Raw genomic sequence first — 13,212 nt, 5'->3', positions numbered from 1 at the left:
TTTTTTTATGTTTGGTATGTACGATTTGTAATGTAATAATTTTTTAAAAAACAAATAATTAATTAAATTTTGATGAACAAATAAAAGGGTGCAATATGAAAGTGTTAAAATTTGGAGGAACATCTGTTGCTAACGCTGAGCGTTTTCTCCGTGTTGCTGATATTATCGAGAATAATGCCAAACATGAGCAAACCGCAACGGTATTATCTGCGCCAGCGAAAATAACGAATCATTTAGTTGCAATGGTAGAAAAAACGGTCGCAGGACAAGATATCCAAAATAATATTGATGAAGCTGAAAAAATATTTGCTGATCTTTTAGATGGTTTATCAAAACAACAACCTAACTTTGCTTATGAAGAGATGAAACGCTTTTCATTAAATGAGCTTAATCATCTTAAACAACTTTTCCATGGTATTCGATTATTGGGACAATGCCCCGATAGTATTAATGCTTCAATTATTTGCCGTGGTGAAAAGCTCTCTATTGCAATTATGGCAGCGTTACTTAAAGCTAAAGGCCACAATGTAACGGTAATTAATCCCGTAGAAAGACTTCTTGCAGAGGGTGATTACCTTGAATCAACCGTTGATATTAATGAATCGACAAGAAGAATTAATGAACTTAATATTCCTAAAGAGAACATTATCCTAATGCCTGGATTTACTGCAGGTAATGATAAAGGAGAATTGGTTGTTTTAGGTCGAAATGGCTCAGACTATTCAGCAGCAGCATTAGCCGCTTGTTTACGAGCAAGTTGTTGTGAAATTTGGACAGATGTAGATGGTGTTTATACTTGCGATCCACGTTTAGTGCCTGATGCAAGGTTACTTAAAACAATGTCCTATCAAGAAGCCATGGAATTATCCTATTTTGGTGCTAAGGTTCTGCATCCACGGACTATTTTACCAATTGCTCAATTCCAAATTCCGTGTTTAATTAAAAACACCAACAATCCAGATGCTCCTGGTACTTTAATCGGCGCGAATATTGTCGATACCACATCACCAGTAAAAGGGATCACCAATTTAAATAATATGGCGATGATCAATGTATCAGGACCTGGTTTAAAAGGTATGGTAGGAATGTCCGCTCGGGTTTTCTCTGCGATGTCATACTCTGGAATTTCAGTTGTTCTAATAACTCAATCATCATCAGAATATAGTATTAGTTTCTGTGTTCCACAAGCTGAACTTGCACTAGCTGAGCAAGCGTTAAGTGAAGAATTTTATCTTGAATTAAAAGATGATCTACTTGAACCAATTGAAGTTATAGAAAATTTAGCCATCATCTCGGTTGTCGGCGATGGAATGCGAACCTTACGCGGTCTATCGGCAAATTTCTTTACTGCATTAGCCAAAGCTAATATCAATATTGTCGCTATCGCACAAGGTTCATCAGAGCGTTCAATTTCTGTCGTCGTTGATAATGATGCTGCTGTTATGGGCGTTCGCGTCACTCACCAAATGTTATTTGGTACTGATCAAATCCTTGATGTATTCGTTGTTGGTGTTGGTGGTGTTGGTGGTGCATTGGTTGATCAAATTAGTCGTCAACAACAATGGCTGAAGAAAAAGCAGATTGATCTTCGTGTATGTGGTTTGTTTAACTCTAAGCACTGCCTGCTAAACCGTGATGGTATTAATTTAAACAATTGGCGTGAACACATTAAAGCGAGTAATCAAACTTATACACTGGATGAAATCGTTGCTTTTACAAAAGAGAACCGCTTACTAAATCCTATTTTAGTTGATTGTACCTCAAGTTCTGAAGTCGCCGATAAATATGCCGATCTATTAGCGAAAGGTTTTCATATCGTAACGCCAAATAAAAAAGCCAATACAAGTTCAATGGATTACTATTTACGTCTTCGCCAAGAAGCTGCAAAAAGTAAACGTAAATTCCAATATGATACAAACGTAGGTGCTGGTTTACCGGTTATTGAGAATTTACAAAATTTATTAAATGCAGGTGATGAATTAATTCGTTTCTCAGGAATTTTATCTGGATCACTTTCGTTTATATTTGGTAAACTTGATGAAGGTATGTCATTATCACAAGCAACAATACTGGCAAAAGAAAAAGGCTTTACAGAACCAGATCCACGAGATGATCTATCGGGTACCGATGTAGCAAGAAAACTACTGATTCTTGCCCGTGAAGCGGGTTTGCAGCTAGAACTTTCACAAATCAACGTTGAGTCAGTATTACCTGCATCTTATTCACAAGGTGATGTCAGTGAGTTTATGGCTAAATTGCCACAACTTGATGACGAATTTAAACGTCGGGTAGAAGAGGCTAAACAAGCAGGTAAAGTCCTACGCTATGTTGGTAGTATTGATAATGGTCAATGTAGTGTGAAAATTCAAGCTGTAGATAGTGATGATCCATTATTTAAAATTAAAAATGGTGAGAACGCGCTCGCATTTTATACGCGTTATTATCAGCCAATTCCACTCGTGTTACGTGGCTATGGTGCTGGTAATGATGTTACAGCAGCAGGTGTCTTTGCCGACATTTTACGAACAACTTCGAGCAAAATCGGTGGTTAAATGAGCAAAAAGATAACAATATATGCCCCAGCTTCAATGGCAAATATCAGTGTTGGTTTTGATATTTTGGGTGCAGCGATTAATCCTATTAGTGGTGTTATGTTGGGTGATTGTATTACGATTGAAGCAGCCCCAGCGTTTCATTTGACCAATAAGGGATTATTTGTCAATAAACTACCGAAAGATCCTAAAGCGAACATTGTTTATCAGTGTTGGCAACATTTTTGTAAAAAAATGGGTAAAGAACTACCGGTAGCAATGACGCTGGAAAAAAATATGCCGATTGGTTCGGGTCTAGGTTCAAGTGCTTGCTCAGTTGTTGGTGCATTAGTCGCATTAAATGAATATTTTGATAAACCATTTAATGAACAACAGATGCTAAACATGATGGGTGAGCTTGAAGGTCGAATTTCAGGTAGTGTCCACTATGATAATGTTGCCCCTTGCTACCTAGGTGGTATGCAGCTAATTCTTGATGAAATGGGGATTATTAGTCAATCGATTCCTCATTTTGAAGAGTGGTATTGGGTGATGGCTTACCCAGGAATCAAAGTATCAACAGCAGAAGCAAGAGCTATTTTACCTGCACAATATCCAAAGCATGATTGTGTTGCTCATGGTCGTTATGTTGGTGGCTTTGTTCATGCTAGCTATACTAAGCAAGCTCAACTTGCCGCAGCAATGCTACAAGATAATATTGCGGAACCTTACCGTAAACAGTTATTACTAAACTTTGCTGAAACACAAAAAGCAGTTAAAGAGCTAGGCGCACTGGCTTCTGGAATTTCAGGGTCAGGACCAACCATCTTTGTTGTAACAGATAAACTGGAAATTGCACAACAAACTGAGCAGTGGTTAAAAATAAATTATTTACAAAATGATGAAGGGTTCATTCATATTTGTAAAATTGATAAACAAGGTGCAAGAGCAGTTTAACTGCTCTGTACGATATAATTTGAGTATACAAAGAGCGGAACACTATTATGAAACTGTATAATTTAAAAGACCATTCAGAGCAAGTTAGTTTTTCCCAAGCAGTACAGCAAGGACTTGGTAAAGGGCAAGGACTCTTTTTTCCAGAAAATTTACCCAAATTTACATCAAGTGAAATTGAAGAATTATTGAAATTAGATTTTGTTACCCGTAGTAGCAAAATTTTATCAGCATTTATTGGTAATGAAATTAGTAATGAAGATGTACAACGATTAGTCAAAAACGCCTTCCAGTTTCCTGCTCCAGTAAAAGCGGTTGAGTCAGATATTGGTACATTAGAATTATTTCATGGTCCAACATTAGCGTTTAAAGATTTTGGTGGCCGCTTTATGGCTCAAGCGTTAGTACAAGTTGCAGCCGATAAAAAAATCACAATTCTAACAGCGACATCAGGTGATACCGGTGCGGCTGTTGCACATGCCTTTTATAATCTCCCTAATATACGAGTCGTAATTCTCTATCCGGAAGGCAAAATTAGCCCACTACAAGAGAAACTATTTTGTACACTCGGTGATAATATTCATACTATTGCGATTAAAAGCGATTTTGATGCTTGCCAAGCATTAGTCAAACAATCATTTGATGATGAAGAACTAAAAACTAAAATAGGTTTAAACTCCGCAAACTCAATTAATATCAGTCGATTATTGGCACAAATTTGCTACTATTTTGAAGCCTTTGCCCAATTGACACCAAAACAACGAGAACAACTAGTGATCTCTGTGCCTAGTGGTAATTTTGGTGATTTAACCGCAGGTTTACTTGCAAAAACAATGGGATTACCAATAAAACGATTTATCGCGGCAACAAATGCTAATGATACTGTACCGCGTTATTTAACGACTGGTAAATGGGAACCACATAAAACAGTTGCGACTTTATCGAATGCAATGGATGTTAGTCAGCCAAATAACTGGCCTCGTATTGAAGAAATTTATCAACGTGAAGGCTGGGCATTGAAATCACTTGGGCACGGTGCAGTTTCTGATGAAGAATCGAAAGCTGCCGTTAGAGAACTTGATCAGAAAGGTTATTTATCTGAACCACATGGTGCAATTGCTTATCGTGTTTTACGTGATGAGTTACAAGATGGTGAATATGGCTTATTCTTAGGAACTGCCCATCCAGCTAAATTTAGAGAAGTTGTCGAAAATATTTTAGGTAGATCAATTCCATTACCAAAAGAGTTAGCTGAACGTGCAGATATGACATTATTATCTCATACCATGCCCGATGACTTCGCTAAATTACGTGATTTCTTAATCAACCTTAAATGGTAATTGTGCTAAATGCTGTAACTAATTCACTTACAGCATAATGAGAACAATGATGGATAAGTTGATAATGACATCTTATCGCTTATCCATCTCTTATTGTCTTACGAAACATTCACGAGAAATAATTAAATGAAGTACTAGGAGATGACTTTTCCTATTAACTCTGTTTTTATACTAAAACACACCATTACAGCAATATTATAACGAGAGCTAACCTACTTATCTTCAAGAGATTTTCTTTTTAGCAAATACCGATAATGGCTAAGCTTACGCATACTACCATCTCTCACTGCTGAAATAAAAATACCAATCGAAAAATAGAATAAACCAAGTACAATAAGCATCAATAAATTGAAACCATTGTCAGCAATGCTTAACCCCATTTGGTTAACACTAGCGATCATATTAACGGCCCAGGTAGATGGTAATAATTTAGAGATAAATTGTACTGAGCTCGGCATAGCATCCAACGGCCAAATAGTTCCTGATAAGTAAAAAACAGGTGTTGTCAGAAAAGCTAAGGTAAGATAGATCATTTCAACACGTCTTAAACACTCTGTGAGTAACTTCGATAACCCCATCACAGCAAAGAGAAATGGAAATGTCATCAGTAATATTTCGGGCAATGAAGCAAGCTGGCGATATCCTAATACCCATGGCCATAAGCCAAATAATACAATAGACAAAAATAACCAAATTGGGAGTAACGCCGATAAACTACCAATAAAAATAATATTAGCGGGTTTACCCTGCGGTAAAGTATTTAAAGCAATATGCGTTCGAGTTGAAGCGATTAATAGTGAGTGCTGTAATAACATAACTAGCAAACCGGGAAACGTAATCGCGGTTAAACTAATTCCAGAGTTAAATAAAGGATCTGTCTGACCTTGTATTGGCATTAGCACACTATCTATTTGTGCATCGGTAAAACCATTATTACGCAAAATTTTACTATTATAATCACTGATAACTTGCTGATAAATGGTTTTTAAATCTTGCTGTATTTGACCATTGGCCATACGGCTAGTGGCATCACCATAAGCAGAGATTGTAACGGCTTCCCCTTTTAACAAACGTTTTTCATAATTACGGGGGATCGTCACTACAGCAAATATCTTCCGACGATTAACATCCAAATAAGCATCATTCTGATTGTCATAATTGACAATACTGATTTTCGAACTCATTGATAAAGCTCGCGTTAAATCACGGCTTGATTGCGTGTGATCCAAATCAATAACGGCTATCGGTAAGTTGGTAATACTACCATTACCATATACCAAGCTCATTAAACTAATTGAAACAAGAAGCAAAGCCCATTTTGGCGTAGCAAGAAATCTTAATAGAATTCGCTTAAAAGAAGCCCAATACATTTTTAACATTATATGACTTCCTCTTTTTTCAGGCGTTTAACTAAACGTTTTCTAACCAATAGTGTAATAATAATCGGATAAGTCATTAAAATTAGGCAGGTTTTTATGACAACAGAAGACTCCGTATGCCTTAAAAATAGACCAAATAAAGTATTTAATGCATAAGTAAGCGGCTCAATAGATGAAATAATTTGGGCGATCTTCGGCATTGATAACTCAGGTACCACAATACCAGAGTAAGTTAATGCCAACCCAACTAATAAACCGATATAAGAATATGCATCTATGGTTGAACGCGTATAACTAAAGAGTAGTATTCCGATACTTTGTGCAGCAATAACATAGAAAAACCCAACCAATAGCATCGAAAAAGGGTTACCGGATACATGTGCTTCAGAGAACAACACCAGTAGGGCAATTTCAAAAATAAGCAGCATACTATACCACAAAGTATAAGGCGCTAATTTTCCTAGTACAAAAGGATAACTTGGCTTAGTTCTTCTTGGTAATTTACCTAAAATATGAATAGTCATTGATACAACGAATAATTGAAGCAGATGAACCATTGCAGAAAATTGCTGATAATACATGTAGTTGCCACTTGCATTAAACAGTCCATCATAGTTAAATGTTGCATTCGCTAATTTAGGCATTGATAAACCTAATAGTGTAGCAATCTTACCGCGATACTGGCTATTGAGTTCACTAATTAAGCCTGAGTAATCTTGTACAGAGTATAGCCCTGCACTGTAATATAAAGCATTATAATAGAGAATGGGCACAGGATGATGACCCGCCAAAACATCCGCTTCAAAGTTAGGTGGAATATATAATAGTCCGTACATCTTAACCTTAGCTAAAGCTTTTCCTGCATCATTTAATGAGTCTTCATAATTAATCATTTCGGCATGAGCGCCAGCATTAAGATCGCGAATAATGGTTCTAGACAGCTCACTTTTATCCTGATCGACATAACCTACTGGTAAATCAAATAACACGCCTGCTGAGTAAATGCTGCTAATTAAGCAGAAAATAGCTAATGGCAATATCCATAGCAACCAGTGGTAAGTAAAACGTTTAAAAATAAAAGACATTTCATCATTAAATGCCTCTTTAAAACGCTGATAAAAGTCAATAGAGACTAATCGGTAGTCCATAAAACACTCATTCCTGCACGAAGATTTTCAACAGACTCTAACGGATATAGTCTAATTTCGAATGTTTTTAAATCGAAATCACCTGTTGCCCTTGTCGCTCGTTTCGTTGCATAATCACCCATCGGTGCAATATAACGAACTTCTGCTTCAACTTTTTTATCGCCTAATGCAGGAATCGTTAATAAGACTTTATCGCCTTTATGAATATTGACTAAAATATTTTCACGAATATTAAAAATAAAGTAAACTTGAGATAATCGAGTCACATTTAATAATGTACTATTGGCATTAAAGAGCTCACCAACTTCAGCTGAAATTGAACCAACCTCGCCATCAATTGGCGATTTCACCACTAAATCTTCATATTGAATTGTTAATTGTTTTAAATTCTCTTCAGCCTGCTGTAACTGAGCTTGATAAATTTCTCGCTGTTCAACACGGTCACCGTGTAAAGCTTGATCCAAATTCGCCTGATCAGATAAAACTTGTTGATAAGCCGCATTTTTCGCTTTTAAAGCACTGTCCAATGCAGACTGGGAAACATAACCTTTATTAGATACAGCTTGATTACGTTCATACTCTTTTGAAGCATTATCATAATTTACTTTCGATTGATCCAATAATGCTTGATAGTGGCGAATACTCTCTTCACGAGTTCCATTCTCTGATAATTCAAGCTGAGCCTTTGCTTGATCTCTTGTCGCTTCAGCAGCTTTAACTTGAGCTAATAATTCTGGGCTCTCTAATGTAATTAATGTATCACCAAACTTAATATCCTCACCTCGGTTGACATGAATGAGTTTTACCCTACCATGGCCTTTAGAAGATATATTTACACTTGGTGCATCGACCTCACCTTGTAAAATCAGTTGACTATTATGTGCACGGATGAGAATCGTTAGTGAAATAGTGATAACAATAAGCACAATTACAGCAAATATTTTTTTATTCATAATAAATTTTGTGTGATTAGAAATAAGATAAGGATAATTTTTAGGCTAAATAATAATGATACAAACGATTGAATCACTTCATATAAAGATAGCGTATTCTACATAAGAGATAATTAAATTACCATAATAAATTGTGCGCTATTTTATTTAGCTAATATTTTTTACTTATTTAATAAATTCGTTAGATAAAAACCGACTTATTTAGTATGATATTATTAATTAATCTAATGAGGTTTTATGATATGAAAAAAATTGTTATTGTCGGGGGAGGTGCTGGCGGGTTAGAGCTAGCAACTCAATTAGGAAAAAAGCTGGGTAAATCAGGTAAAGCAAAAATTACGCTGGTTGATAAAAATACCAATCATCTTTGGAAACCATTACTGCATGAAATCGCAACAGGTACCTTGAATGATGAACTTGATCACGTAAATTATTTAGCTCACGCACAACATAATTATTTCTCGTTTAAACAAGGTCAATTACTTAATATTGATCGCGAAAATAAAACAATTCAGCTAAATGATGTTGTTGATAGTCAAAATCAGATTATTTTCCCTAAGACCGATATTAGCTATGATTTATTAGTTATGGCGATAGGTAGTACATCAAATGATTTTGGTACACCTGGTGTTAAAGAACACTGTACTTTCCTTGATGATCAAAATTCAGCAAAACAGTTCCGTAAATCGATTTTATCAACTTTCTTCCGTTTTTCATCTGGAATTGAGAAAAAAGAGAAATTAAATATTTCTATCGTTGGTGCTGGTGCAACCGGTGTTGAATTAACGACAGAGCTATTTAGTATGGTTAAAACTCTTGGTAGCTATGGATTTGATAAATTAGAGCCATCGTTACTTAATATTACGCTAATTGAAGCTGCTAATCGTATTTTGCCTGCGCTTCCTGAAGATGCGAGTAAAAATATTCAACTAAAATTAGAAGAGTTTGGTGCAACTGTTTTAACGAATACTAAAATTGTTAAAGCGGATGAGAACCACTTCTATCCGGAAGGACAAGATCCAATTCCCGCTGACATTATGATGTGGACAGCCGGTGTTAAAGCGCCTGATTTTCTAAAAGATATTGCCGGATTAGAAACCAATCGAGCAAATCAATTAGTCGTAAAACCAACTCTACAAACATCTCGTGATGATGCTATTTTTGCGATCGGAGACTGTGCATGCAGCGCTAAACCAGAGGGTGGATTCACACCAGCAACGGCTCAAGCAGCTCATCAAATGGCATCCATATGTGCTAAAAACCTTATTGCATTAGTAAATGGTAATAAATTATCAACCTTTGCATATAATAATAAAGGAACGATTATTTCATTAGCCAATACTGCTCAAGGTGTTGTCACAACTATCGGTAAAAATCAGATGGGCGTTAAAGGCTGGATGGCATCTTGTATTTATAAAATGTTATATCGTTTTCATCAAGTCGCGCTATTCGGTATTTTTAAAACTTACCGATTAATACGAGCTAATAAGGTATATCGTACAGCTCGCACAACGGTCAATATGGATTAATCCAATCCAGTCACTGCCTGTATAAGCCATTATGCAGGTAGTTTTTAGTATTCTATAATGGATAAACAACAAATTAATTAGATTAATTAAAAAAAACCGAGTAGCAATACTCGGTTTTTTAACATAACTATATAAGGTTATTATATTAGCTTTTCTCTACTTGGCTAAAATCAAGCTCTACTGGCGTTGAACGACCAAAAATAGATACAGATACTTTTAAGCGGCTCTTTTCATAGTCAACTTCTTCTACCACACCATTAAAGTCAGCAAATGGTCCTTCATTCACACGAACCAACTCACCCGGTTCGAACATAGTCTTAGGACGTGGTTTATCACCAACTTGCTGTAAACGATTCATAATAGCATCAACTTCTCGTTGAGAGATAGGCGCAGGACGATCTGATGTACCGCCAATGAATCCCATCGTACGAGGAACGCTACGAACGAGATGCCAAGTTGCATCATTCATTAACATTTCGACTAATACATAACCTGGGAAGAATTTACGCTCACTCTTACGTCGTTGTCCGCCTTTCATTTCGACAACTTCTTCTGTTGGTACAAGAACTTCACCAAAAGAATCTTCCATATTATGTAATTTAATATATTCACGTAAAGATTGAGCAACACGCGCTTCATAGCCAGAGTAAGCTTGGATTACATACCAACGCTTTTTTTGAGCTTCAGTCATTCTAATGTCCTAACACTGTTAATTTGGTTATACCCCAGAGGAAAAATGTATCAACCCCCCATAAACATAGACCAACCACAATGGTTATCACAGCGATTAATAATGTAGTTTGTACTGTTTCTTTTCTTGTTGGCCATACAACTTTGCGCATTTCAACTCGAGATTCTTTAGCAAAGTTGATAAAATTACGTCCTTTTAAAGTCGTCATTGCAAGTAATAATGCCAAAATAGAGATAATAACAACGACAATAACACGAATAACAGTACCTACTTGATAAATCGCATTAGGTTCTGCAAAATAAAAATTACCCCATACTACCAAAGCCACTAAAACTAAAACAACAAACCACTTAAATCTATCAAATAATTTACTTGTTTCTTGATTATCGCTAACAATACTCATACAAAACCCATTATTTATTTTATCTTATTGAATAATAATATACTTTATAAAATACTCTATTTATAACAAAAAACATTTTACTAAATAAACTGTCAACCAACAAGATAATAAAGGGCATCGTTAGATACCCTTCATCATTTATCGTGTTATTAAATAAATAATTATTTAATAACCTTAGCCACAACACCTGCACCTACTGTACGTCCACCTTCACGGATCGCAAAACGTAAGCCGTCTGCCATCGCGATTGGGTGAATTAATGATACTACCATCTTGATGTTATCGCCTGGCATTACCATTTCTACGCCTTCTGGTAATGTGATTGTTCCTGTCACGTCAGTTGTACGGAAGTAGAACTGTGGACGGTAACCTTTGAAGAATGGAGTATGACGTCCGCCTTCTTCTTTACTTAAAATATACACTTCTGATTCAAAATCAGTATGTGGTGTGATTGAACCTGGTTTCGCTAATACTTGACCACGTTCGATATCTTCACGTTTAGTACCACGTAATAACACACCTACGTTCTCACCAGCACGACCTTCGTCTAGTAATTTACGGAACATTTCCACACCTGTACAAGTCGTTTTAGTCGTTGGTTTGATACCAACAATTTCAACTTCTTCACCAACTTTGATGATTCCGCGCTCTACACGTCCTGTTACTACTGTACCACGACCTGAAATTGAGAATACGTCTTCAATTGGTAATAGGAATGGTTTGTCAATATCACGCTCTGGCTCTGGAATATAAGAATCTAAGAAACCTGCTAATTCAACAATTTTCTCTTCCCACTCTGGTACGCCGTTTAACGCTTGTAACGCTGAACCACGAACAACTGGTGTATCATCACCTGGGAAATCGTATTGAGATAGAAGCTCACGCACTTCCATTTCTACTAATTCTAGTAACTCTTCGTCATCAACCATATCACATTTGTTTAAGAATACGATGATGTAAGGAACACCTACTTGACGACCTAATAGAATGTGCTCACGTGTTTGTGGCATTGGACCATCTGTCGCCGCTACTACTAAAATTGCACCATCCATTTGTGCCGCACCTGTGATCATGTTTTTAACATAGTCAGCATGGCCCGGGCAGTCTACGTGTGCGTAGTGACGAGTCGGGGTATCATATTCTACGTGTGAAGTATTGATTGTAATACCACGTGCTTTTTCTTCTGGTGCATTATCGATTTGATCGAATGCACGTGCACTTCCGCCGTATTTTTTAGCAAGTACTGTTGTAATTGCCGCTGTTAAAGTTGTTTTACCATGGTCAACGTGGCCGATTGTACCTACGTTAACGTGGGGTTTTTTACGTTCAAATTTTTCTTTAGACATTGATTGTCCCTCTAATGTAATACAAATCGGTGTACTATCACCACATTAACCTAGCATTATATACTTTTATTGACTAATTGATAGCCAAAACAAGTAAATAATACTGACTTAAAAAATCAGCTCTGAATAATATCAGATAAACCTACCCTGTTACAAGTTTTATAGTCAGGAAGATAACAAATAATTTATGTTAATTATCAAATAAGTAAGAAATTTAAAGTTATTGTTAACAAAAAGATTTAAGCTAAGTTAGAATTTGGAAAATAAAGAAGTGGTGCTGATAGGCAGATTCGAACTGCCGACCTCACCCTTACCAAGGGTGCGCTCTACCAACTGAGCCATATCAGCATTGGAGCGGGCAGCGGGAATCGAACCCGCATCATCAGCTTGGAAGGCTGAGGTAATAGCCATTATACGATGCCCGCATGTTCAAACTTTTTGCTATCTAAATGTTTTGATAATAAATTAACTTTATACTAATTACATTCAGTTAACCTGCTATAAAATAGAACTGGCTATTTAATTCTATTTTAAATTAATTCATAAACTAGGATGAATAATGGTGGTGGGGGAAGGATTCGAACCTTCGAAGTGTGACACGGCAGATTTACAGTCTGCTCCCTTTGGCCGCTCGGGAACCCCACCCCGAATTCAAACTCACTTTTACTACTTCACTTAGGATAAATGGTGCCGGCTGCCGGAATCGAACTGGCGACCTACTGATTACAAGTCAGTTGCTCTACCTACTGAGCTAAGCCGGCCTAAGTGCTGCGCATTGTAGGGCATATTGACCACCATTGGCAAGCGAAAAAAAACATTTTTATTTTGTTTGCTTAAAAAAAAAACATTTCCATGACTTCACAGGCCCTAAAATCATCCAAAAAAATCACCAAAGATATTGAAAAATAACGATTTTAGATTGATTCAATAATTTATAA

At 36.5% G+C, this 13,212-nt stretch carries 10 protein-coding genes and 4 tRNA genes; 4 read left to right on the top strand and 10 right to left on the bottom strand.

Features of this window, described 5'->3' with window-relative positions; all coding sequences use genetic code 11:
* Nucleotides 1–95: 95 nt before the first annotated feature.
* Genes thrA through thrC form a run of 3 tightly spaced genes read left to right on the top strand, consistent with a single transcriptional unit; the run spans nucleotide 96 to nucleotide 4,825 of the window.
* Complete coding sequence (gene thrA, locus RHO11_11135; GenBank protein ID WVD61025.1) at nucleotides 96–2,552, top strand: bifunctional aspartate kinase/homoserine dehydrogenase I; 2,457 nt, start codon at nucleotides 96–98, stop codon at nucleotides 2,550–2,552.
* Nucleotides 2,553–3,488: a homoserine kinase gene (thrB, locus tag RHO11_11130; GenBank protein ID WVD61024.1), complete on the top strand. Its 936-nt coding sequence runs from the start codon at nucleotides 2,553–2,555 to the stop codon at nucleotides 3,486–3,488.
* Nucleotides 3,489–3,535: 47 nt separating this feature from the next.
* Complete coding sequence (thrC, locus tag RHO11_11125; GenBank protein WVD61023.1) at nucleotides 3,536–4,825, top strand: threonine synthase; 1,290 nt, start codon at nucleotides 3,536–3,538, stop codon at nucleotides 4,823–4,825.
* A gap of 212 nt (nucleotides 4,826–5,037) precedes the next feature.
* On the opposite strand, the gene RHO11_11120 is transcribed toward thrC, so the two are convergent.
* The 3 genes from RHO11_11120 to RHO11_11110 are packed head-to-tail and all read right to left on the bottom strand — an operon-like array spanning nucleotide 5,038 to nucleotide 8,305.
* Nucleotides 5,038–6,204, bottom strand: coding sequence for an ABC transporter permease (locus tag RHO11_11120; protein ID WVD61022.1), 1,167 nt, complete (start codon nucleotides 6,202–6,204; stop codon nucleotides 5,038–5,040).
* On the bottom strand, nucleotides 6,204–7,352 hold the full coding sequence (locus RHO11_11115) for an ABC transporter permease (GenBank protein ID WVD61021.1): 1,149 nt from the start codon (nucleotides 7,350–7,352) through the stop codon (nucleotides 6,204–6,206). Before RHO11_11115 ends, RHO11_11120 begins: the two co-directional genes overlap by 1 nt.
* On the bottom strand, nucleotides 7,337–8,305 hold the full coding sequence (locus tag RHO11_11110; protein ID WVD61020.1) for an efflux RND transporter periplasmic adaptor subunit: 969 nt from the start codon (nucleotides 8,303–8,305) through the stop codon (nucleotides 7,337–7,339). Before RHO11_11110 ends, RHO11_11115 begins: the two co-directional genes overlap by 16 nt.
* Nucleotides 8,306–8,547: 242 nt before the next feature.
* On the opposite strand from RHO11_11110, the gene RHO11_11105 reads away from it, so the two are divergent.
* Nucleotides 8,548–9,834, top strand: coding sequence for an NAD(P)/FAD-dependent oxidoreductase (locus RHO11_11105; GenBank protein ID WVD61019.1), 1,287 nt, complete (start codon nucleotides 8,548–8,550; stop codon nucleotides 9,832–9,834).
* A 145-nt stretch (nucleotides 9,835–9,979) separates the two neighbouring features.
* Here RHO11_11105 and nusG read toward each other — a convergent pair whose 3' ends face one another.
* The 7 genes from nusG to RHO11_11070 form a co-directional block, all read right to left on the bottom strand.
* On the bottom strand, nucleotides 9,980–10,525 hold the full coding sequence (gene nusG / locus RHO11_11100; protein ID WVD61018.1) for a transcription termination/antitermination protein NusG: 546 nt from the start codon (nucleotides 10,523–10,525) through the stop codon (nucleotides 9,980–9,982).
* A 1-nt stretch (nucleotide 10,526) separates the two neighbouring features.
* The gene (gene secE, locus RHO11_11095) at nucleotides 10,527–10,928 is read right to left on the bottom strand and encodes a preprotein translocase subunit SecE (protein WVD61017.1); all 402 of its coding nucleotides are present in this window, start codon (nucleotides 10,926–10,928) and stop codon (nucleotides 10,527–10,529) included.
* Between the two features lie 161 nt (nucleotides 10,929–11,089).
* Complete coding sequence (tuf, locus tag RHO11_11090) at nucleotides 11,090–12,274, bottom strand: elongation factor Tu (GenBank protein ID WVD61016.1); 1,185 nt, start codon at nucleotides 12,272–12,274, stop codon at nucleotides 11,090–11,092.
* A 272-nt stretch (nucleotides 12,275–12,546) separates the two neighbouring features.
* Nucleotides 12,547–12,622, bottom strand: a tRNA-Thr gene (locus RHO11_11085).
* Nucleotides 12,623–12,624: 2 nt separating this feature from the next.
* A tRNA-Gly gene (locus RHO11_11080) sits at nucleotides 12,625–12,699 on the bottom strand.
* Between the two features lie 135 nt (nucleotides 12,700–12,834).
* Nucleotides 12,835–12,919 (bottom strand) — tRNA-Tyr (locus RHO11_11075).
* A 40-nt stretch (nucleotides 12,920–12,959) separates the two neighbouring features.
* Nucleotides 12,960–13,035 (bottom strand) — tRNA-Thr (locus tag RHO11_11070).
* Nucleotides 13,036–13,212 lie beyond the last annotated feature (177 nt).

This window comes from Orbaceae bacterium BiB (genome assembly GCA_036251205.1).
Taxonomy (GTDB): domain Bacteria; phylum Pseudomonadota; class Gammaproteobacteria; order Enterobacterales; family Orbaceae; genus Orbus; species Orbus mooreae.
The sequence above is the reverse complement of the archived record's forward strand: the minus strand, read 5'-3'. Positions and strand labels throughout refer to the sequence as shown.